This window comes from Gordonia cholesterolivorans, assembly GCF_039531975.1.
Lineage (GTDB): Bacteria > Actinomycetota > Actinomycetes > Mycobacteriales > Mycobacteriaceae > Gordonia > Gordonia sihwensis.
The window spans coordinates 325,825-346,556 of record NZ_BAAARB010000002.1 but is presented as its reverse complement, the minus strand read 5'-3'; the positions used below and the strand labels follow the sequence as shown (position 1 = coordinate 346,556).

22 protein-coding genes are annotated in these 20,732 nt (G+C 67.4%); 9 read left to right on the top strand and 13 right to left on the bottom strand.

From position 1 onward, the window contains the following. Window positions 1-94: 94 nt before the first annotated feature. Window positions 95-484: a heavy metal-responsive transcriptional regulator gene (locus ABFX36_RS03315; protein WP_030537294.1), complete on the top strand. Its 390-nt coding sequence runs from the start codon at window positions 95-97 to the stop codon at window positions 482-484. 61 nt (window positions 485-545) lie between these two features. Here the strand turns inward: ABFX36_RS03315 and ABFX36_RS03310 are convergent. The 4 genes from ABFX36_RS03310 to ABFX36_RS03295 form a co-directional block, all read right to left on the bottom strand. Next, a protein-coding gene (locus ABFX36_RS03310; RefSeq protein WP_085950748.1) for an IS3 family transposase occupies window positions 546-1,768 on the bottom strand; the annotation gives its coding sequence in 2 pieces (ribosomal slippage) (window positions 546-1,462 and window positions 1,462-1,768; 1,224 coding nt in all). Window positions 1,769-2,414: 646 nt separating this feature from the next. Then, window positions 2,415-3,452, bottom strand: a complete 1,038-nt coding sequence (locus tag ABFX36_RS03305; protein WP_346074882.1) for a TadA family conjugal transfer-associated ATPase — start codon at window positions 3,450-3,452, stop codon at window positions 2,415-2,417. Beyond that, on the bottom strand, window positions 3,449-4,492 hold the full coding sequence (ssd, locus tag ABFX36_RS03300; protein WP_346074880.1) for a septum site-determining protein Ssd: 1,044 nt from the start codon (window positions 4,490-4,492) through the stop codon (window positions 3,449-3,451). The genes ABFX36_RS03305 and ssd overlap by 4 nt, the downstream gene beginning before the upstream one ends. Before the next feature lie 68 nt (window positions 4,493-4,560). Then, window positions 4,561-5,508, bottom strand: coding sequence for an esterase/lipase family protein (locus ABFX36_RS03295; protein ID WP_045537292.1), 948 nt, complete (start codon window positions 5,506-5,508; stop codon window positions 4,561-4,563). Window positions 5,509-5,864: 356 nt separating this feature from the next. On the opposite strand from ABFX36_RS03295, the gene ABFX36_RS03290 reads away from it, so the two are divergent. Then, entirely contained in the window at window positions 5,865-6,683 is an 819-nt protein-coding gene (locus ABFX36_RS03290) for an HAD family hydrolase (protein ID WP_045537290.1), read from the top strand. Window positions 6,684-7,101: 418 nt separating this feature from the next. On the opposite strand, the gene ABFX36_RS03285 is transcribed toward ABFX36_RS03290, so the two are convergent. Further along, window positions 7,102-7,851: a Fic family protein gene (locus ABFX36_RS03285; RefSeq protein WP_045537288.1), complete on the bottom strand. Its 750-nt coding sequence runs from the start codon at window positions 7,849-7,851 to the stop codon at window positions 7,102-7,104. Window positions 7,852-8,060: 209 nt separating this feature from the next. Between ABFX36_RS03285 and acs the strand changes: the two genes are divergently transcribed. The 3 genes from acs (at window position 8,061) to ABFX36_RS03270 (ending at window position 11,593) form a co-directional block, all read left to right on the top strand. Beyond that, window positions 8,061-10,004: an acetate--CoA ligase gene (acs, locus tag ABFX36_RS03280; RefSeq protein WP_006897359.1), complete on the top strand. Its 1,944-nt coding sequence runs from the start codon at window positions 8,061-8,063 to the stop codon at window positions 10,002-10,004. 113 nt (window positions 10,005-10,117) lie between these two features. Then, complete coding sequence (locus ABFX36_RS03275) at window positions 10,118-10,642, top strand: phage holin family protein (protein ID WP_006897360.1); 525 nt, start codon at window positions 10,118-10,120, stop codon at window positions 10,640-10,642. A 15-nt stretch (window positions 10,643-10,657) separates the two neighbouring features. Next, window positions 10,658-11,593 carry an alpha/beta fold hydrolase gene (locus ABFX36_RS03270; RefSeq protein ID WP_278125332.1) on the top strand — a complete coding sequence of 312 codons (936 nt, stop codon included), beginning with the start codon at window positions 10,658-10,660 and terminating at the stop codon, window positions 11,591-11,593. Window positions 11,594-11,629: 36 nt separating this feature from the next. Here ABFX36_RS03270 and ABFX36_RS03265 read toward each other — a convergent pair whose 3' ends face one another. The 4 genes from ABFX36_RS03265 to nth are packed head-to-tail and all read right to left on the bottom strand — an operon-like array spanning window position 11,630 to window position 15,022. Further along, window positions 11,630-12,832, bottom strand: coding sequence for a MarP family serine protease (locus ABFX36_RS03265; RefSeq protein WP_346074875.1), 1,203 nt, complete (start codon window positions 12,830-12,832; stop codon window positions 11,630-11,632). Then, complete coding sequence (locus ABFX36_RS03260; protein ID WP_039867779.1) at window positions 12,829-13,635, bottom strand: NUDIX hydrolase; 807 nt, start codon at window positions 13,633-13,635, stop codon at window positions 12,829-12,831. Before ABFX36_RS03260 ends, ABFX36_RS03265 begins: the two co-directional genes overlap by 4 nt. Continuing rightward, a complete protein-coding gene (locus ABFX36_RS03255; RefSeq protein ID WP_278125334.1) occupies window positions 13,632-14,324 on the bottom strand; it encodes a TlpA family protein disulfide reductase in 693 nt (230 codons plus the stop codon). Before ABFX36_RS03255 ends, ABFX36_RS03260 begins: the two co-directional genes overlap by 4 nt. After that, a complete protein-coding gene (nth, locus tag ABFX36_RS03250; RefSeq protein WP_278127465.1) occupies window positions 14,321-15,022 on the bottom strand; it encodes an endonuclease III in 702 nt (233 codons plus the stop codon). The genes ABFX36_RS03255 and nth overlap by 4 nt, the downstream gene beginning before the upstream one ends. 193 nt (window positions 15,023-15,215) lie before the next feature. Between nth and ABFX36_RS03245 the strand changes: the two genes are divergently transcribed. Further along, entirely contained in the window at window positions 15,216-15,470 is a 255-nt protein-coding gene (locus ABFX36_RS03245) for a hypothetical protein (RefSeq protein ID WP_006897366.1), read from the top strand. Between the two features lie 149 nt (window positions 15,471-15,619). Continuing rightward, entirely contained in the window at window positions 15,620-16,294 is a 675-nt protein-coding gene (locus tag ABFX36_RS03240) for a Crp/Fnr family transcriptional regulator (protein ID WP_006897367.1), read from the top strand. 88 nt (window positions 16,295-16,382) lie between these two features. Here ABFX36_RS03240 and ABFX36_RS03235 read toward each other — a convergent pair whose 3' ends face one another. From ABFX36_RS03235 to sp36, 4 genes are read right to left on the bottom strand one after another with little or no spacing between them, the layout of a single operon-like run. Next, on the bottom strand, window positions 16,383-17,219 hold the full coding sequence (locus tag ABFX36_RS03235) for an MBL fold metallo-hydrolase (protein WP_222110851.1): 837 nt from the start codon (window positions 17,217-17,219) through the stop codon (window positions 16,383-16,385). Window positions 17,220-17,247: 28 nt separating this feature from the next. Beyond that, window positions 17,248-17,862 carry a TetR/AcrR family transcriptional regulator gene (locus ABFX36_RS03230; protein ID WP_006897369.1) on the bottom strand — a complete coding sequence of 205 codons (615 nt, stop codon included), beginning with the start codon at window positions 17,860-17,862 and terminating at the stop codon, window positions 17,248-17,250. Then, entirely contained in the window at window positions 17,859-18,332 is a 474-nt protein-coding gene (locus ABFX36_RS03225; protein WP_346074870.1) for a RidA family protein, read from the bottom strand. The genes ABFX36_RS03230 and ABFX36_RS03225 overlap by 4 nt, the downstream gene beginning before the upstream one ends. Before the next feature lie 3 nt (window positions 18,333-18,335). Next, a complete protein-coding gene (gene sp36 / locus ABFX36_RS03220; protein WP_006897371.1) occupies window positions 18,336-18,500 on the bottom strand; it encodes a Sp36 family protein in 165 nt (54 codons plus the stop codon). A 50-nt stretch (window positions 18,501-18,550) separates the two neighbouring features. Between sp36 and bagA the strand changes: the two genes are divergently transcribed. Both bagA and bagB read left to right on the top strand, forming a co-directional pair. Further along, window positions 18,551-19,576, top strand: coding sequence for an ATPase BagA (gene bagA / locus ABFX36_RS03215; RefSeq protein WP_006897372.1), 1,026 nt, complete (start codon window positions 18,551-18,553; stop codon window positions 19,574-19,576). Continuing rightward, on the top strand, window positions 19,576-20,676 hold the full coding sequence (gene bagB / locus ABFX36_RS03210; protein ID WP_222110848.1) for an ArsA family ATPase: 1,101 nt from the start codon (window positions 19,576-19,578) through the stop codon (window positions 20,674-20,676). The genes bagA and bagB overlap by 1 nt, the downstream gene beginning before the upstream one ends. Window positions 20,677-20,732 lie beyond the last annotated feature (56 nt).

Below are 20,732 nucleotides of genomic sequence, written 5' to 3'. Positions count from 1 at the left end.
TCGCCGTGACTCAGGAACTCCTGTCAGCCATTATCAACCTTCCAGTACGATGGAAGGTCAAGTCTGGCGATCACGGATGGGGGCTTCGGCGCACATGAGAATCGGGCAACTCGCGGAGGCGACCGGCACCACGACGAAGACCCTGCGGTTCTACGAGGAGTCCGGGCTCCTCTCTCCCGCGGAACGACTGGCCTCGGGCTACCGGGACTACACCGACGACGCCGTGGGCCAGGTCGGGTTCATCCATCGGGGCCAAGCGGCCGGGCTGACCCTCGCCCAAATCCGGCAGATCCTGGAAATCCGTGGGCACGGCCAAGCGCCGTGCTCACATGTCAAGAGTCTGCTAGGCGAGCGGCTCGACGCGCTCGATGCCCAGATCGCAGAGCTTCTCGTCCTCAGGGAGACCATCTCCCAACTTCACGCGAACGCGAGCAAACCAGAGCCGAGCACTTGCTCTGCCGACCAAGTTTGTCGCTACATCTGATCTCGAACCCTGAGATCCACGGGAGGGCCTTGACCCCGGAAACTGGACACGGGGTTTGTGATTACGCGGCTTTCTGCAGGCTATCGGATGTGTGAGCGTTTTCGTAGTCGGCAGGGCTGAGATAGTTGCAGTACGAGTGCCGGCGTCGGGTGTTGTAGCGGGTGATCCACCGGAACACCGCGAGCCTTGCCGCCCGGGGCGATTCCCAGCGGGCTGCGCCTTGCAGCGTTTCGCGTTTGAGTGTCGCATTGAACGACTCGGCCAGGGCATTGTCCGCGCTCGTGCCCACCGCTCCCATCGATTGCGCAACACCCAACTTCGCGCAGATCATCGCGAAACCCTTTGAGGTGTATTGACTTCCGCGATCGGCGTGGAACACTGCACCGGCAAGACCGCCGCGGGTCAGTGCTGCGGCACCTAAGGCATCTTCGACGAGTTCGGTACGCATGTGCTCGGCGATCGACCAGCCCACCAGGCGGCGGGAGAAGCAGTCGATCACCGTGGCCAAATACAAGAACTCATTGTCCCCGCATGGCAGATACGTGATGTCACCGACGTATCGGGTATTCGGTGCGATCGCGGTGAAATCACGGTTGAGCAGGTCCGGCGACGGAGTGTCGGCTGGTTCGGCGATGGTGGTGCGGTGTTTTCGGCGCAGTCGCAGGCCCTCGATGTTGTTGGCGCGCATGATCCGTGCGATCCGTTTGTGATTGATCCGCTGGTCGGCGGGTTGTCCGTGATTGATCTCGGCGGTGATCCGGGGCCGCCCGTAGGTGTTGTCCACCGTGTGGACGGCGCGGATCTTGTCGGCGAGTTCAGCGTCGGCTGCGGCCCGGGCGGCTCGTTTCTCGGCGGCGTTGATCCATGCGTAGTACGACGAGCGGGCGATATCGATGACCTGGCACAACCGCTTCACCGGGTAGGTGTCGGAGTGGTCTGCGACGAACTGGAAGCGGTTCACCAGTTCGTCTCTCCGGCGAAATATTTTGCCGCCGACCGCAGGATGTCTCGTTCGGTTTCGAGCTTGGTTTTCTCCGCGCGTAGGTGTGCGACCTCGGCGCGGAGCCTGGCGGCTTCCTGCTCGGGTGTCTCGCCGGTGCCGGGCCCCGGAGCGGTGGCGGCGGGTCTGCGGATCGGGATACCCGCATTTCTCAGCCATGTGGTCAGGGAGCCGTGGGATACGCCGAGATCGGCGGCGATCCCGGCTACGGTCGCGCCGCCGGTGTCGCGGTACAGCTCGACTGCGTCGCGGCGGAACTCTTCGGAGTAATTTTTCTTTGCCATCGGGTTAGATCTTCTCGCTTTCCCTGGTCTGAGACCAGGATCAAGCGTGTCCAACCCGCGGGGTCAAGGCCCTGCCTCCATCGGCGCGGCAGTCAGTGACAGTCTCCGCGTTTGGACCTCGCGACGGAAGCGTCTCTGTGCGCCGTCGATCATCGTTGTGGAGATCTCGAATCCGTGCACCATGCCCGATTGCCCTACACGATCAAGCAACAACCCTAATCCGACACCACCACCGAACCCGACATCGGCGACTACTTGACCCGCCCGGATTCCAGCAGCCTCCACCGCGGCAGCGATAGGTTCACGATTGCGTCGATTCACTACCCGGCCAACGATTCGACCGCGAATCCCGGCAGGTCGCCCAAGTTGCCGAGAAATACTCACCAATACATGCTCGCCCACATGCATACCTCGATTGCAGCATCCCAGACCCGGCAACCGCATCAGGGAACTCCCGGAGAGTTCGCCCGGGTGTGACATCGGGAACGACTTACCGGATGAATCACGGAACCAATCCTCTGCTGGCCCCCGACTGCCAATCTCAAACGACTCCACGCCGGTCCTCGACGCCCACGTAAGCCCTATCGACGGGTACACCCGACTGGAGGGGTGTCACCCACAATCTAAACCGTCATGTGATTCACAGTCAGATACACCGTAACCAAGTTACAGATAAGATCGCGGGACCGAGTTGGCTGTGCAGAGCGTCGCGCGCCATCCCGCCGAGGGCCGCGAGCGCTTCCATCCGGGCGGGGACCTCGGTGATCGAGTTGGCGTGCAGCGTGCCCGCGCAGCCGTCGTGCCCGGTATTGAGCGCGGTGAGCAGATCGATCACCTCGGCGCCCCGGACCTCCCCGACGACGATCCGGTCGGGTCGCATTCGCAGTGCCTGCCGCACCAGCATCCGGACCGTCACCTCACCGACGCCTTCGACGTTGGCCGCGCGAGCCACCAGGCGCACCACGTGCGGGTGGCACGGCTCCAGTTCGGGCGCGTCTTCCACGCACAGGATCCGCTGACTCGGGTCGACCAGACCCAGCAGACTCCCCAGCACAGTGGTCTTGCCCGCCCCGGTCCCTCCGACGACCAAGAAGGCGAGCCGAGCCGCGATCACGCCTGCGACCAGGTCGCTCACCTCGGCGTCGATCGAGCCGCCCGAGACGAGCGCCTCGAAATCGTGTGTGGCACTCCGCAGCACGCGCAGCGAGATGCAGGTTCCGTCGGGTGCCAGCGGGGGGATGAGGGCGTGCAGCCGCAGATGCGAACCGCTGCGGCCGACTCCCGTGAGCCGGCCGTCGACCCACGGCTGGGCGTCGTCGAGCCGCCGGCCCGCGCTGAGCGCCAGCCGCGCGGCCAGGCGGCGCACGCTCGCCTCGTCGTCGAACACCACGTCGGTCAGCTGCGGACCGTCACCGCGGTCGGCCCACACCTGCCGCGGTCCGACCACCAGTACGTCCGTCACCGCGGGGTCGGCGAGCAGCACTTCGAGACGTCCGACGCCGACCATCTCCGTCTGCAGGTAACGCAACGCCGCGAGCAGGTCGGTGTCGCCGAGCAGCCCGCCGGACTCAGCACGGATCGCACACGCGATCATCTCCGGTCCCGGCGACGGCGCTCCCGGCCCCGCCTCGGCCGCGAGACGATGCCGGACCCGTTCGAGCAGCTCGGCGTCGACGCCGGTCACCGGGCACCCACTCGTGCGCGACGGCAGACGGCTTCGGCTGCTCGGGTCAGCGGGGAGAACCGGCGCAGCGTGAGCCCGCCCGCCTCGCATCGACCGGGCAACGATGCGTCGGCTCGGAAACCGCCGAGCAGTTCCAGTCCGACGGCATCGGCGACCTGAGGGGCGGTCAGTCCGCTCGGCGACGGGCCGCGGACCAGGAGCAGCGGTTCGCGCTCACGGAGCAGACGGTCGAGTGTGCGGCGGGTGGCAGCGACGGCGGCGACCGTCGCCGTGGTCACCACGACGGTCAGGTCGACGGAGTCGACGATCCCGGCCGTGACCGGCCCCGGTTCCCGTCCCACGTCGGCCACCACCGCGTCTCCTGCACCGCGGCTCGCGTCGAGCGCCGCGAGCACGGTCTCCGGGCGCAGACTCGAGGGCTGCTCGCGACCGGCGGAGAGAACCCCCACACCGCGCGTGCGCGGCACGGCCGACCGCAACGCCGCGCCGCCGATGGAACCGGTCTCCCCGTTGACGTCCGACCACCGCAGGCCCGGCTCCGATTCGATACCCAAGAGCAGATCCGCACCCGCACCGGCCTGGTCGACGTCGAGAAGCAGCACGCCGGTCGTCCGTGCGGCCACGAGCGCCACCGCCGCGGCAAGCGTGCTGGCCCCGGCACCGCCGTGCCCCGGCACCACCGCGACCGCACGCGCCGGATGCCGACGCGGTTCGCGGGCTCGCGACAGCGTTGCGACCAGTGCGGCTTCCTCCTCGGGGAGCACGAAACCGCCGTCGGCGCCGAGAACCAGACCCGACCGCCACAACCGCGCGTCGTCGCCGGCGCCGCTGACCGCGAACAGACCGTCGCGCCGCGGCAACTCCTGCCCGGCGAGGACGTCGAGAGCCGCCGAATCGGCGACGACCGCGGCGGCTCTGAGCCATTGGTGTCTGCAGCGCGCCGGATCGCCGACCACCATCGCGAAGCCGGCGGCCGCACTGCACCGCGCGAGATCGTCGTGGAGAGACTCCTGAGCCAGGACCAGCAGCACATCGCTCATGCTCCGAGCGTGCCCGCAGGCGCCGAGTCAGGAAATCGCGTTGTCCACAGGTCCCGGCGGCGCAGTCGCTACGACTGCCCGGTGAACGGCGGCACGAACTCGCACGGCACCGTGACCGGGTGTGCCGGGTCCAGCGCGTTCAGTGCCAGGTACGCCGCCCGGCGGGATCCCGCGATCGCGAGGTGGTCGCTGTAGTCCTGTGCGCAGCTGTCCTGAACCACGATGTTGTCCACCGACTCGCCCCGGCGGCCGGGGACGAAGCCCGCGGTGTACGGCACAACCAACTCGTCGTACCTGGTCATGATGTTGGTGTAGTGCACGCCCTTCACATACGGGCTTCCGCCGCGCCAGATCTTCTTGTTCATCGACGATCCGGGGAGCATGCCGCCACATCCGATGCACATCGGCATCGGGACGTCGCCGAGCAACCGACCGAGCTGATTCATGGACGGACTCACCGACCCGGTTCCCTTCCACAGGGGCGCGAGGGAGACGTAGTTGGTCACCTTGTCGGCGCCGCCGAGGTACTTGACGTAGTACTCCGGCATGTAGGTTCCCTGCGAGTGGCCGATGATGTCGACGGTCTTCGCGCCGGTGGCCGCCAGCACGCGTGCGACGAATTTCTGCAATTGCCCCGCGCTGACCTCGATCCGGTCCATGCCGCCCACCGCGGTCAGCGGCCACGGCATGCCCGGCAAGGCGCCGTAAGTCAGTGCGAAGACGCAGTATCCGCGGTTCTTGAGCATGGGGACATAGGCTCCCCAGTTGGTGGTGCGTGCTCCGCCGGTACCGTGCACCAGGACCACTGGGCGCGGATGTGCGGCAGTCGGCTTGCAGCGGAAGTCGTTGGATCCGGGCAGCGAACCGCCCGGGTGCTGTAGCTCGTAGGGGATTCCGCCGAAGAAGTTGTAGTTCTCGGGCTGGGCGGGGGCGGCTTGAGCAGGTGCCGCCACCAGGGCCGTGGCACCGATCAGCACCGCGCAGATCGCGAGGACGAGACGTCCGAAGGGCTTCATGAGGGTCCGAACTCTAGACGACACGCACCCGCCTCCGGGGTGCACTGGTCTCTGAAACTACCGCGACGCCCACACCGCGGTGAGACAATCGACGATGTTCGTCTCGCTTGCGTAAAGTTCGAACGGAAGATCCGACCGCAGAAATGGGACGACCCCGGCCAGGGGGGAGGAGGCCGGGGTCATCAGCGTTTCAGCCCCGGGGGGTCGGGCTGAAAGCTACCGGCGTGAACCGGATAACTACAAGCTACACGCGTAGACGCGAACATTGCAATACCAACTATCTGGTTCCAGTGTTTTCTACGTCACACTTCCCGGCGCCCTTCCCCGGGCGTCGGATTCCACCTAGGATTCGGCCTGTGACCTCGACGTCATCGGATCGGATCGCCGCATTCTTCGACCTCGACAAGACGGTGATCGCCCGATCCAGCGCCCTCGCATTCACCCGCCCCTTCTTCGACGGCGGGCTGCTCACCCGTCGCGCAATGCTGAGGTCGGCGGTTGCGCAGCTGCAATTCCTGCTCGCCTCCACCGGCGACGATCAGGTGGAGCGGCTCCGCAAGCATGTGACCGACATGTGCACCGGCTGGGACGCCGGCCTGGTTCGCGAGATCGTCTCCGAGACACTCGAGGAGGTGGTCCGGCCGGCGATCTTCAGCGAGGCCGCAGCCCTGATCGAACAACACAGACGCGCAGGCCACGAGATCGTGCTCATCTCCGCCTCCGGAATCGAGATGGTGGAACCGATCGGCCGCCTCCTCGGTGCCGATGTGGTCCGGGCGAGCATCATGCGCGTGGTCGACGGTCGATACTCGGGAGAACTCGAGTTCTACTGCTTCGGCGAGGCCAAGGCGATCGCCATGCGGTCACTCGCCGACGAACGCGGCTACCGCCTGGACGAGTGTTACGCGTACTCCGATTCGAGCACCGATCTGCCGATGCTGACCGCGGTCGGCCACCCCGCCGTGGTGAATCCAGACAGGGCGCTCCGTCGCCACGCGACCGAGAACGGTTGGGAGATATTCGATTTCCCGAATCCGCTACCCGCATCGCCGTGGTCGTCCAAGGCCACAGTGACGCGTACGGCGCTGTGCGCCACGGGGATTGGCGCCGCCGCCGCGGCAGCGATCGTCTATCAGCTTCGGCACTCGAAAAACGCCAGGTCAGAGGCCGCGTGAAGATTTTTCACGAAGGGCTTGATGTGATGGGAATCACCATGTACAAATGACTTACGGAGCCCCGGACGGCCCAGCTTCTCCCGGAAGAGAAGGGCAGAAGCCCCCGGACCGGCAAGCTCCCAGCACGGGCGGCAAGCACCCACGCGGAGCGCGCCGCATTGGCACAAGTGTTGTGCGCCTGCGACATTGCGGGCATCATTCGCGAAATCTCTTTTGGGCCGACAACCCGACGTTCGATTCACGACGAGATGCCAGCAGTCCCTCGCCGAGGCGGATACCACAACCCACATATGCACGCCTGGTCACTTGGGCCCGTGCTTGCGGGCGGCCGCACCGATCGGAGATCCGATCGGTGGGCCGCCCGCAAATATGTGTGCGGCTCCTACTCTTGACGGCGATCCGTCGGTGACGCCGCCGATCAGCCGCGGGCCGCGTCGGCGATCGCCCTGGCCTCTGCGCCGCCTGCCTCCATCGCCTCGCAGCACAGAACGATCCACGCACCGATCGCCTCCGGATCGCCGGTAGCGAAGCGTGCGGACAGTTCCCGGTACTCACCGAGACGCTTGAGCCAGGTCACCTCCGGCACGCCGAGCAGATGCGGGTCGAGCCCGGTCATCGCCGAGACCAGTCGCGACGCGGCGCGCGCGACCACTCCGTTCGCCTCGGTGAAGGGTGCCAACGCCAACAGTTCCCCGTGCACCACGGCGGCCAGCACCGGAGCCGGCGCCGACGTGCCCCCGGTGATCAACTGCCCGAGCAGGTCGAGACGCTGTGCGATATGCGGCTCGGGGCGGGGACGGCCGAGCAGCTCCGGATCGTCGAGCAGGTCGGCGGCGGCGAGTGTGTGCAGGCGGGCCAGCGACTGGGCGGGCGCGCGCCGGAACACCGCGACTGCCTGATCGATCGCATCGCTGTCGAGCGACTGGGCCACCCGGACCGCTCCGGCGGCGATCGGGTCACCGAGATCCGACCGCGAGATGTCCGTGGTGCCGCCGTCGATCGCTGCCGACGACCGCCCGGCCCGCCACGAGGCCTCGCGGGAGGTCTTGTCCCACTGCCGCAGGTTGATCGGATGACGATGTGCCGCGCTGACCGCGTCGCGGGCCCGGTCGGACGCCTCGCGAACGCCGGGCAGGTCGAGCAGCGGCGACAACGGATCTGAACTCACGCGTTCAACAGTAGCGGCACCTGCGCGAGCGCCGCCGACCGCTGACGACCGACCGCTCATCGCTCGCAACCCGCATGCAACCGTCCCGCCGTCACACTGTCAGACGGTAGTGATTACCTTCACAATGGAAGTCTCTTCGCCCTGCAGACCCGTTCCGGTCTCACCGTGTGGCCGGAGTCGATGAACGAACAGAGGAAAGGCAAACGACGATGTCTTCGAGCGCAAATCAGGTCTACCCGCCGTCTCCCGAATTCGCTGCCGACGCGAATGCGACGGCCCAGCTGTACGACCGCGCCGAGGCCGATCCGCTCGAGTTCTGGGCGCAGCAGGCACGCCGCCTCGACTGGGACACTCCATTCGGCGAGGTCCTGGACTGGTCCAACGCCCCGTTCGCCAAGTGGTTCGTCGGCGGCAGGCTGAACGTCGCCTACAACTGCGTCGACCGTCATGTCGCCGCGGGCAAGGGTGATCGCGTCGCCATCCACTGGGTCGGCGAGCCCGGGGACTCGCGCGACATCACCTACAGCCAGCTCAAGGACGAGGTCTCACGCGCCGCGAACTATCTGGCGTCCATCGGGCTGCAGGCAGGCGACCGCGTCGCCATCTACATGCCGATGGTTCCCGAGGCCGTCGTCTCGATGCTCGCCTGCGCCCGGCTCGGCCTGACCCACTCGGTGGTCTTCGCGGGCTTCTCCGCCACCGCCCTCCGGTCGCGAGTAGACGATGCCGAGGCCAAGGTCGTCATCACCACCGACGGCCAGTACCGACGCGGCAAGCCGGCACCGCTCAAGGAAGCCGTCGACGAGGCCCTCGGCACCGGCGACGACGCCGCGAAGTCGGTCGAGAAGGTGCTGGTGGTGCGGCGCACCAACCACGACCCGAACCTGAACTGGGTGGAGGGCCGCGACGTCTGGTGGGACGACACGGTCGGCGAGTCGTCACCCCATCACGAGCCCGAGGCCTTCGACGCCGAGCACCCCCTCTTCCTGCTCTACACCTCCGGCACCACCGGCAAGCCCAAGGGCATCGTCCACTCGTCGGGCGGCTACCTCACGCAGGCCAATTACACCTTCCACAACGTCTTCGACCACAAGGAGGGCCGCGACGTCTTCTGGTGCGGCGCCGACATCGGCTGGGTCACCGGACACACCTACCTCGTCTACGGACCGCTCTCCAACGGCGCCACCGAGGTGATCTACGAGGGCACGCCGAACACTCCCAACGAGCACCGGCACTTCCAGGTGATCGAGAAGTACGGCGTGACGATCTATTACATCGCGCCGACTCTCATCCGCACTTTCATGAAGTGGGGACGCGAGATCCCCGATGCGCACGACCTCTCGTCGCTGCGCCTCCTCGGCAGCGTCGGCGAGCCGATCAACCCCGAGGCCTGGCGCTGGTATCACGAGGTCATCGGGGGCAGCCGCTGCCCGATCGTCGACACCTGGTGGCAGACCGAGACCGGCGGCATCATGATCTCCCCGCTCCCCGGCGTCACCGCGACCAAGCCGGGATCGGCCATGCGCCCCCTGCCCGGAATCAGCGCCAATGTGGTGGACGACAACGGCAATCCGGTGCCCGACGGCGAGCAGGGCTACCTCGTTCTCGACCGTCCGTGGCCGGGGATGCTGCGCGGCATCTGGGGCGACGACGAGCGGTTCAAGGAGACCTACTGGTCGCGCTTCGCCGAGCAGGGCTGGTACTTCGCCGGCGACGGCGCGCGGTACGACGAAGACCACGCACTGTGGGTCCTGGGCCGAGTGGACGACGTCATGAACGTGTCGGGGCACCGCATCTCCACGTCCGAAGTGGAATCGGCGCTGGTGGCGCACTCGGCCGTGGCCGAGGCCGCCGTCATCGGCGCCGCGGACGAGACCACCGGTCAGGGCATCGTCGCATTCGTCATCCTCATGGAGGGCGCCGACGCCTCCGGCGATTCGCTGATCGCCGAACTCCGCGAACAGGTGTCGGTCGACATCTCGCCGATCGCGAAGCCCCGGGAGATCAACATCGTCCCGGAGCTTCCCAAGACGCGGTCGGGCAAGATCATGCGGCGCCTGCTCAAGGACGTCGCCGAGGGCCGCGAGTTGGGCGACACCTCCACCCTCGTCGATCCGTCCGTATTCGAAGCCATCCGGTCGCGCAAGAGCTGATCGCCGGACCGTCCGCATCGACACCGCCGACCTGCCCGGGTCGGCGGTGTCGTTTCGCGGTACGACCCGACATGGCAACATGAGACCGACCAACGATCTTCAAGGGAGTATTCGTGAGCGGAAATTCCGACACCTGGCCGAGTGAACCGAGCAACGCTCCCCGCGTTCCGTCGATCCCCATGTCGGACGCGAACCTCGGACCGAGCGGCGAACCGACGATCGGCAATCTGGTCAAGGACGCCGCCGCGAGCGCCTCCACCCTGTTCCGCGCCGAGATCGCGCTGGCCAAGTCCGAGCTGGTCCGCGAGGCCAAGAAGGCCGGCGCCGGCGGTGGACTGATGATCGTGGCGGCCGTGCTGCTGCTGTACGCGAGCCTGTTCTTCTTCGTGTTCCTCGGCTTCCTGCTCGACATCTGGCTGCCGACCTGGGCTGCGTTCGGCATCGTCTTCCTGGTGCTCCTGGTGGTCTCGATCGCCCTGATAGTCGCTGGGTACGTGTTCCTGAAACGGCTTCGAGCGCCGGAGAAGACGATCGAATCGGTCAACGAGCTGGCGACCGTGATCCCCGGTCACCACGAGTCGACCGGCGGTATGGCGCACCCGCAGATCCCGCCTGCGCGCGACCCGATGCGCAACTGATCCATCACCGCCAGATTGACGAGCACTCCTCCGGACCCGACCCTGGTCCGCTTCGATGGACCGTGGCGGCACTTCGACGTCCGCGCCAACGGTCTGCGCTTTCATGCCGTGGAGACGCAGCGGTTCGTGGCCGACCGTCCGTTGGTGCTGCTGCTGCACGGCTTCGGCGAAGTCTGGTGGTCGTGGCGACACCAGCTCGAAGCACTGACCGAGGCCGGCTACCGCGCCGTCGCCGTCGACCTGCGCGGCTACGGCGACTCCGACAAGCCACCCCGCGGATACGACGGGTGGACGCTGGCCGGCGACACCAACGCACTCGTGCGCGCACTCGGCCACACGAGCGCCACGCTGGTGGGTCACGCCGACGGCGGACTCGTCTGCTGGGCCACGGCCACACTGCATCCCGCGGTCGTCGAACGGGTGGCGGTGCTGTCGTCGCCACATCCGCGCGCGCTCAAGCGCGGCGTTCTCTTCAACTCCGAGGAGCGGTCGGCGTTTCTCCCGCTGTTCCTGCACAACCAGCTGCCTCGCCTGGGCGAGCGTCGCCTCACCCGGGCGGACGGAGCCTTCATCGAGGAGTACTTCCGGGAACGCTCCGGACCGGCTTGGCAGCAGAGCCCCGACTTCGCCGAGACGATCGCCCGCAACCGGCTCGCCATTCAGATCCCCGGCGTGGCCCACTGCAGCCTGGAGTACCGGCGGTGGGCGTTCCGATCGCAGTTCCGCAACGACGGCCGGCGTTTCATGGATCTCATGGACAAGCGGCTGCCGATCCCCATCCTCGCCGTGCGCGGCCACGACGACGAGTACATCCTCGACTCGGTGATGGTCCAGAGCCGCCACTGGGCAGCCGACATGGACTACCGGATCATTCCCGACACCGGGCACTTCGCACACCAGGAAGCACCCGAGGAGTTCAACGCGCTGCTGCTGCAGCTCCTCGGCCGGTGACGAACGCCGCCGCTCGAGAGTCCGATCGATCCCGGATCAGCCCGAGACGCATTGCTGCGTCGCCGCTTCGGAATCGCTCTGCTCCGAAGCCGCGAGATCGCGCTGAACCTGTTCCGCGGTGAGGACGAAGCCGGTGTCCTCTGTAGGGTCCTCTGCGGCGCCGAAGACCACGCCGAGGACTTTGCCGTCGGTGGAGATCATCGGACCGCCGGAGTTGCCCGAACGGATGTTGCCGCGCACCGTGTACACCTGGCGCTGCACCTGGCGCGGGCTCTGATAGATGTCCGGCCCGTTGAGCTCCACCACATTCCGCACGCGCAGCGGCGTGACCGTGAAGGGCCCGTTCTCAGGGTAGCCGAGAGCGATGGCGTCGTCGCCCGTCTGCGCCTGCCCGGAGGCGAACTCGAGGGCCGGCGCGCGCAGTCCCGGCACGTCCAGGACCGCGACGTCGTTGCGCGGGTTGAACCAGACGACGGTGGCCTCGTAATCGCCGCCCGCCGACGTCTGAACGCTCACGGTGTCGGTACCCGCCACGACGTGCGCGTTGGTCATCACGCGCTCGGGCGAGACCACGAATCCACTGCCCTCCAGCGCCTGACCGCAACTGCGGGCCACACCGCTGATCTTGACGACGCTCCGCTTCGCCGAGCGCACCGTGGGCTGGTCGACCAGAGCCGCGTCGGGCGGACCGACGTTCGCCACGCGCGTCTGCCCGAACGGCCCGATCACCTCCTTGAGCCCGGAACTGTCGACCAGACCGGTGAACTCGTCGGGCAGGTCGCGCACCCACTGCGGGGCCACCTTGTCGACCGTCTGAATCACCTTCGAGCCGTCGATCGCCGACGAGAGACGGAATTGGTCCGTACTCCGCAGAGGGAAGGCGAGCAGCCACGCAGCGATCACGATGGCGATCACCTGCAGCACCGAACCGATCCAGCTGTCCACGCGCCGCAGTCCCGGGGAGTGGATACTGCTGCGCACCGCACCGCCGAGGACCATGCCCGCGACTTCGCCGATGATGACGAACACGACGATCAGCACCACGCCGATCAACAGCCTCAGCCGGGCGTCGTCGAAGCGTTCGATGACGACGGGAGCCAGCAGAATTCCCGCGACCGCACCCAGGACCACGCCGAAGAAGGCCAGTGCGGACGCTGCCGCACCCTGGCGGTATCCGCTCAGCGCCGCCAGCAGGGCGACGACGAGGATCACCAGGTCGACCCACACCGATCCGCTCATCGATCTCCGTTCACGTCGGCGGCGAGGCCGCCGTCCCGGGGGTCGGAGAACCCCGACACCTGCCGACCGCCGGTCTCGGCGATCATCTGCTCCAGTGGGCGCACGTCGTCGGTGTCCCACGGGACGTCCCAGCCCGCGGCTTCGCTGATCGCCGCCAGCAGTCCACCGGTGAATCCCCAGACCAGCATGCCGTCGTAGAGAAACGCCGGGCCCTTGTACACGGTGGTTCCCACGAGCGACCGGCTCACCTGGAAGCGGTTCTCCGGTGCCAGGAGTTCGCGCAGGTTCACCCTGGTTACCCTCGCCGTCTCACCGTGGTCGACGGCGTACACGTGGCTGGGGCGTTCCCAGTGTGCGAGCACCGGGTGCACTTCGAAACCGGTCGGCACCGGGAAGGCGGGCAGATTCGCCAGCACTTTGACGCCGTCGTCGGTGAGTCCGGTCTCCTCCCGCGCCTCTCGCAGCGCGGTGCCGACGGGATAGTCGTCGCCGGGATCGCGGCTGCCGCCCGGAAAGGCGATCTGTCCGCTGTGCGTCCGCAGGGTGGCGGCGCGCTCGGTGAGCAGCACGTCCGCGTCGGCGGGCAGTCCTCCGGCCGCCAGCGGGTCGGCGGCGAACGACCCGGCGAAGAGCACCAGAACGGCCGCGGCACGGTGTCCGCGCAGGCCCGCGACGAGCCGTGCCCGACCGCCGCCTCGGCTGAGCACCTTCTCGTTGACGACCTCGGGGTCGTCGGTCACCGGGCGCAGCCACGGCGGGATCTGGTCCCGGGACACGAGCGGCCCCACCGGAACTCCGCTCACTGCGCTCCCCCTACGTCGACACCCAGCTTCTCACGGACCACCTGTGCGAGCTGCGCCTCCGAATCGAACACTCGCGGCAGCACATCGGCCACGGTGCCGTCCGACCGGATCAGAACGGTCGACGGGAACACCCGGGGCGCCCCGATCGCCTTGGCGACCGCACCGTTCGGATCGGTGACCACCGGAAGATGCACCCCGACCTCCTGCAGGAATTTCAGGACGAAGTACGGTTTGTCGCCGCCCTGGCTTGCGTGAACGGCGAGCACGTTCAGGCTCTCGCCCGCGTCCGTGGAGAACTGGTCGAAGATCGGCAGCTCACGACGGCAGGGCAGACACCACACCGCCCACATGTTGATGACCAGAGGCTTTCCCGCCGTGGTCACGCCGAGGTCCACGGGTGCGCCGGTGGCCATGCACGGAACCGTGACACCGGCCAGGACGGAATGCGGGCCGGCCGGCCCCGTGCCGTCGGGACAGGGCTGCAGTGCGGCCGCCGCGCGCTCCTTGCTCAGCTCGTCCTCGGACACCTGCTGATCGGTCACACCAGAGGTGGAGGTCGCCGCCGTCGTCCCGCCGCCGTCCGCGGTGTCATCGGGCCCGCCACGGGGCCAGAGCGCCACGATCAGCGCGACCGCGACGATGACGAACGCCAGCGTGGCCCGGGCCGCGGGCTCCTTCAGGATCTTCACTGAGCCGCTCCCGACTGCTCGACTCCGGCCAAGGCGAGCAGATGCTCGGTCTCCGGCCCCTTCACCAGTGCCGCCGCCACGCCCTTGTCAGTGGGCCCCTCACCGTAGGAGGGACAGTCCTTGGCGAGCACGCAGACACCGCACGCCGGTTTGCGGGCATGGCAGACGCGCCGACCGTGGAAGATGATGCGATGCGACAGGTCGGTCCAGTCGCGCTTCTCGAACAGCGCGCCCACCGCGTGCTCCACCTTCACCGGGTCGGTCTCCCGAGTCCAGTCCCAGCGCCGGACCAGCCGGCCGAAATGCGTGTCGACGGTGATCCCCGGCACGCCGAAGGCGTTGCCCAGGACGACGTTGGCCGTCTTGCGCCCGAAGCCGGGAAGGCTCACCAGATCCTTGAGATTCGCCGGCACCTCGCCACCGAACCGTGAGACCAGCGCCTGCCCCAGGCCGATGATCGAATTGGCCTTGTTCCGATAGAAGCCGGTGGACCGAATCATCTCCTCCAACTCGGTCCGGTCGGCCTCGGCATATGCGCGCGCGTCCGGGTACCTGGCGAAGAGCGCGGGCGTCACCTGGTTCACGCGCACGTCGGTGCACTGTGCCGACAGGATCGTCGCGACCGACAGTTCCAGCGGCGTTGTGAAATCCAGTTCGCAGTAGACGTGCGGGAAGGCCGCCTCCAGCGCTCGGTTCATCCGCCGCGCCCGCCGGACCAGGCCCAGCCTGGTCTCTTCCTTGCGTCTACTCACAACAGACCAGGTTAGCCGCCGTGCCCCCGGCCGCGCGGTCGGCTGACCTCGCCGGCCCGGGTAACCGCAGGTCACAACTCGGTGACGAGAGCCGTCTGGGTTTGCGGCACCCCCACGGCCCCGGTGTTTACTGTTCCTCATGCAAGGACTGGCCGGACTTCTCTTCCCCGCTGTGCTGATGCTCTTCGCACTCGCGATGGAGAGGGTGCAGGCGGGACTCGACCGACTGTCAGTGGGCCCGGCCCACGTCGAGGAGTTCCTGGAAGCCGCGGATGAGACCGACGTGAGCAACCTCGCGAAAGACGGGCTGCCCGCCGCACTCGACGAGCTCCGGAGCCGGCGCAGCAAGCCGATCGCGGAAACAGACGAACCGGAATCCAGTCGCGCGTCCTGAAGTCCGGTGAGCGTGCAGGCGGCCCGAGCCGCAGGTACGACGCGCGCTAGTTGCCTACTAATGCGAACAGTGATCAATCCAACATCTATGATCTTTCACGTAGTCTTTATCACTGGACGCGGCAAAAGCATTTGAGAGAGGTTCTTTAGGTGGAAGAAGTACTAGCACGGGCCGGCATTTTCCAGGGTGTCGAACCCACCGCCGTCGCAGCTCTCGCGAAGGAACTTCAGCCGGTCGAGTTTCCGCGCGGTCATGTCATCTTCCACGAGGGCGAACCCGGCGACCGTCTTTACATCATCCTGTCCGGCAAGGTGAAGCTCGGCCGCCGCTCGCCGGACGGTCGCGAGAACCTGCTGACCATCATGGGTCCGTCGGACATGTTCGGTGAGCTGTCGATCTTCGACCCCGGCCCCCGCACCTCGTCGGCGACCACCGTCACCGAGGTCCGCGCGGTCACCATGGACCGCGACGCGCTGCGCAAGTGGATCAAGGACCGTCCGGAGATCGCCGAGCAGTTGCTCCGCGTGCTGGCACGTCGCCTGCGCCGCACCAACAACAACCTCGCCGACCTGATCTTCACCGACGTCCCGGGTCGCGTCGCCAAGCAGCTCTTGCAGTTGGCGCAGCGCTTCGGCACGCAGGAGGGCGGCGCACTGCGCGTCACGCACGACCTCACGCAGGAAGAGATCGCCCAGCTCGTCGGCGCCTCGCGCGAGACCGTCAACAAGGCGCTCGCCGACTTCGCACAGCGCGGATGGCTGCGACTCGAGGGCAAGAGTGTCCTGATCGCGGACTCCGAGCGCCTCGCGCGCCGCGCACGCTGAGCAAGCGCAACAATCAGTACCGACAAACAGGTCCGAGGGCATTTCGCCCTCGGACCTGTTTGTCAGTCCTGATCTCCGCCGCACGCGCTCACAGCGTGCGGAGATACTCCAATTGAGTCTTCACCGACATCTTCGCGGCCGGCCAGAGCTTCTGATCGACGTCGGAGTAGACCTTCCGGACCACCTTCATCGGCTTGGCCTTCTCCGGTGAGACACCGAGTTCGTCGAGCGCGGCGACGATCTGCGCGAGACGTTCCTCGCGATGCGACTTGTAGTAGCGCGCAATGGGTTCCAGCTCCGGATGGTCGGGGCCGTGTCCGGGCAGCACGACCGCGTCGGAGGCCTCCACCAGCAGCCGATTGAGCGAGTTGAAGTAGTCCTTCAGCGAACCGTCCGACGGATCGAGCACGGTGGTGCCGAAACCGAGAATGGTGTCGGCGGTCAGGATCGCACGCTGCCCCTCCCACTCGACGAGGAAGCTCGTGGAGTCGGCCGTATGTCCCGGGGTGTGCATCACCGTGATGGTCACACCCGCCGCCTCGATGACTTCACGGTCCCGCAACCGCGGGGCGCCCACCGAGTACTCGTCCGAGTAGGCCCGCTGCGGTGCGCCCACGAGTTTGCGCATCCTCTTGCATGCACCGACGTGATCGTGATGGCGATGGCTGATGAGGACGAGTTCGACCTCCCCGGCCGCGGCCGCGACGGCCCGCACGTGTTTGCCGTGCTTGGTCGGTCCCGGATCCACGACCACCGCGGTCGACGAACCCGGCGCTCGCAGGATCCAGGTGTTCGTGCCGTCGAGTTCGAACGAGCCGGGATTGTGACACAGCAGCACAGAGGCGAACGGCGTCACCTCACGCACTACGCCGTATGCGGGATGGACCGGCTTGTCGTCGGCGGAAGCGTCGGCATGAAGGGGCATTCACCGAGCCTACCGAGCGACCGCCGCGTCACCACACCACCGGTGCCAGGAACTTCGTGGCGTAGGCCCGGACGGTCTCGACGTCCGCGATGTCCAGACGCGAGGTCCGGATCTGCGTGAGCGACAGCGCGACGCGTACGAAATGCTCCGACACCAGCAGAAGATCGTCGTCGGGCATGGTCGCGCCCGCACGACGCAGCGTGCCCGCGACCGCGGCGCCGGAGGCTTCCAGGAACTCTCCGGCGGTACGGGAGGTCTGGCTCACCAGAACGTCGGCGACGTCCGGCTCGTCGAGCAGCAGTCGGCGCACGAGCGGATCCTCGTCGACGATCCGCGTGCATTCGACGAAGGCCTCGACCACCGCCTCGCGCGGCGGCAGGCCGCGGACGGCCGCGGCGAGATGCCGCATGGTCGCGAGTGCGATCGCCTCGCCGACCTTCGCGAGCAATGCGTCCTTGTTCGGGAAACGCCGGTACAGCGTGCTGCGCGAGACGCCCGCGGCGCGCGCCACGGCGTCCATGCCGGCCCGCCGCACTCCGACCTCCGCGAACTCGCGGCGCGCCGCCGCCAGGATCACCGCTTCCTGTTCCTCGGGACGCACGCTGGTCCGCAGCCTCCGGGCACCGCTCCCCGGTCGGGTCATTTCACCTGGACGACGATTTCCACCTCGACGGGCACGCCCAGGGGGAGTTCGGCGACCCCGACGGCCGACCGCGCGTGGACGCCGGCCTCGCCGAAGATCTCACCCAGCAGGTCCGACGCTCCATTGATCACGCCGGGCTGACCGGTGAATCCGGGTGCCGAGGCGACGAATCCGACCACCTTGACCACCCGGACGATCGAGTCGATGCCGACTTCGGCGTGCACGGCCGCGAGCGCGTTGAGCGCGCAGAGCCGAGCCGCCGCGTTCGCCTGTTCCGGCGTGACGATACCTTCCGCGCCCTCGGACACCTTCCCCGTGACGCTCACCTGACCGTCGGCCACCGGGATCTGTCCCGAGGTGTACACGAGATCGCCGACGCGGAGTGCGGGGGTGTAACTGCCGACCGGTGCGACCACCGTCGGAAGATCGATTCCGAGTTCCGCCAAGCGCTTCGACCACTGCCCGCTCATCGGTCAGGCCTTCGGACGCTTGAGGTATGCGACGTGCTGTTCTCCGGTGGGACCGGGCAGAACGCTCACCAGTTCCCAGCCGTCCGAGCCCCACTGGTCGAGGATCTGCTTGGTCGCATGCGTGAGCAGCGGAACGGTGACGTATTCCCAGGCGGTGACTTCACTCATGGTGCCAACCTTAACGGTTAACCGCGGTCACAGTAGACACGGTCGATAAGGTGATCGGCGTGGTCAACGAAGTTCGCAAGGACGGTCCCGGGGCGTGGCCGGCGCAGGCGGCGAGCGCGCGTCTGCATTTCGTGTCCGGCAAGGGCGGTACCGGAAAGACGACGGTGGCCTCAGCGCTGGCACTCACCCTCGCCTCCGAGGGTAAGAAGGTCCTGCTCGTCGAGTGCGAGGAACGGCAGGCCATCGCCCAGCTCTTCGACGTCCCCCCGCTTCCGCCCACCGACACTCAACTGGTCGGGATGGACGGCGGTGGCTCGGTGTGGGCGCTCGCACTTCAGATCGAGCACGCCCTGCTGGAGTATCTGGAGATGTTCTACAACCTCGGCTTCGCCGGGCGGGCGATCAAGAAGGTCGGCGCGATCGACTTCGTCACGACCGTCGCCCCCGGACTCAAGGACGTCCTGGTGACCGGCAAGATCAAGGAACGCGTCATCGCCACGGACAAGAACGGCGCGCGGACCTACGACGCGATCGTCGTCGACTCACCTCCGACCGGCCGAATCGGCAACTTCCTCGACGTGACCACCGCGATGCGCGATCTGGCGAAGAGCGGCCCCATTCGGAATCAGTCCGAAGGTGTTGCGGCACTGCTGCATTCGCCGGAGACCGCGATACACCTATGCACCCTCCTGGAAGCCATGCCGGTGCAGGAGACCATCGAGGCAGTCGCCGAACTGCGTGCCAAGAACCTCAACATCGGCGCCATCGTCGTCAATCGCGTCAACCCGTCCTATCTTCCCGAAGCCGAGGCGGACGCCATCGCCGAGGGCCGCATCGACTCGGCGCGGATCGAGAAGAGCCTGGCGGAGGCCGGCGTTCACCTGTCCGACGACGATCTGGCCGGTCTGCTGACCGAGACCATCGACTACGCGGCACGGCTTCAGGCGCAGCAGATCGCGCGCGCCGAACTCGACGACGTCGACGCCGCGCAGGTGGAACTGCCGACCGTGGAGAACGGTGTCGACCTCGGCGCCCTGTACGAACTGTCCGCCGTGCTCAAGGAGGCTGGAGCGTAATGCCCGACCTGAAGATGGGCGCGGTCCTGGCCGACCCCGGAACCCGCGTCGTGGTGTGCTGTGGGTCGGGCGGCGTCGGCAAGACGACGACCGCCGCGGCGATGGCCCTGCACGCCGCCGAGCGCGGCCGCAGAGTGGCGGTTCTGACCATCGATCCGGCACGTCGCCTCGCCCAGTCGCTGGGAATGTCGGAGCTGACCAACGAACCGCAGCCGGTTCCCCTCGACAGGGTCGACGGCGCGGGCAGTCTCGACGCGATGATGCTCGACATGCGGCGCACCTTCGACGACATGGTGATCGAACACTCGACGCCGGAGCGCGCCGAGTCGATCATGAACAACAGCTTCTATCAGACAGTGGCGTCGTCGTTCTCGGGCACGCAGGAGTACATGGCGATGGAGAAGCTGAGCCGACTCCTCGACGAGCAGCGGTGGGATCTGATCATCGTCGACACGCCGCCCTCCCGGAATGCGCTCGACTTCCTGGACGCCCCCCAGCGCCTCGGCTCGTTCCTGTCCGGTCGACTGATGCGCATGCTCGTCGGCGGCGGTCGCGGCGTCGGCCGCGTGCTGACCGGGGCGATGAGCCTGGCGATGCGAGGCATCTCCACGATCGTCGGCGGGGAGATCCTGCGCGATGTGGCGACCTTCGTACAGTCCCTCGACTCGATGTTCGGCGGATTCCAAGAGCGCGCCAACCGCACCTACGAACTGCTCAAGCAGCCCGGAACCGAGTTCGTCGTGGTGGCCGCCCCCGAGCCCGATGCGCTGCGCGAGGCCTCGTTCTTCGTCGAACGGCTGTCGAAGGACTCGATGCCGCTCACCGGCCTGATCGTGAACCGGACCCACCCGACCCTCACCTCCATGACGGCCGCTGCGGCCGAGACCGCGATGACCGGCATGGACGATGAACTGACGCGCGGCGTGCTGAAAGTGCACACCGAGCGCGCCGCCACCGCCAAGCGCGAGGTGCGCCTGCTTCAGCGGTTCACCTCGTCGCACCCGAGCGTTCCGCTGGTGGGTGTGCCGGCGCTGCCCTTCGAGGTGGCCGACATGTCGGCCCTGCGCGCAGTCGCCGAACAGATCACCAGCCGCGGCTGACCGAAGGACCGCACAGCCCCAGACGACGAGGAGCCCGGCGCGTGCCGGGCTCCTCG

Excerpts from the sequence above, each read along its gene's own strand:
- ABFX36_RS03315 (WP_030537294.1), top strand. The coding sequence starts at position 95 with ATGAGAATCGGGCAACTCGCGGAGGCGACCGGCACCACGACGAAGACC.
- ssd (WP_346074880.1), bottom strand. The coding sequence starts at position 4,492 with ATGAGCGATGTGCTGCTGGTCCTGGCTCAGGAGTCTCTCCACGACGAT.
- nth (WP_278127465.1), bottom strand. The coding sequence starts at position 15,022 with ATGAACCGAGCGCTGGAGGCGGCCTTCCCGCACGTCTACTGCGAACTG.
- ABFX36_RS03245 (WP_006897366.1), top strand. The coding sequence starts at position 15,216 with ATGCAAGGACTGGCCGGACTTCTCTTCCCCGCTGTGCTGATGCTCTTC.
- ABFX36_RS03235 (WP_222110851.1), bottom strand. The coding sequence starts at position 17,219 with ATGCCCCTTCATGCCGACGCTTCCGCCGACGACAAGCCGGTCCATCCC.
- ABFX36_RS03295 (WP_045537292.1), bottom strand. The coding sequence starts at position 5,508 with ATGAAGCCCTTCGGACGTCTCGTCCTCGCGATCTGCGCGGTGCTGATC.
- sp36 (WP_006897371.1), bottom strand. The coding sequence starts at position 18,500 with ATGAGTGAAGTCACCGCCTGGGAATACGTCACCGTTCCGCTGCTCACG.
- ABFX36_RS03225 (WP_346074870.1), bottom strand. The coding sequence starts at position 18,332 with ATGAGCGGGCAGTGGTCGAAGCGCTTGGCGGAACTCGGAATCGATCTT.
- ABFX36_RS03265 (WP_346074875.1), bottom strand. The coding sequence starts at position 12,832 with ATGAGCGGATCGGTGTGGGTCGACCTGGTGATCCTCGTCGTCGCCCTG.
- ABFX36_RS03230 (WP_006897369.1), bottom strand. The coding sequence starts at position 17,862 with ATGACCCGACCGGGGAGCGGTGCCCGGAGGCTGCGGACCAGCGTGCGT.
- acs (WP_006897359.1), top strand. The coding sequence starts at position 8,061 with ATGTCTTCGAGCGCAAATCAGGTCTACCCGCCGTCTCCCGAATTCGCT.
- bagB (WP_222110848.1), top strand. The coding sequence starts at position 19,576 with ATGCCCGACCTGAAGATGGGCGCGGTCCTGGCCGACCCCGGAACCCGC.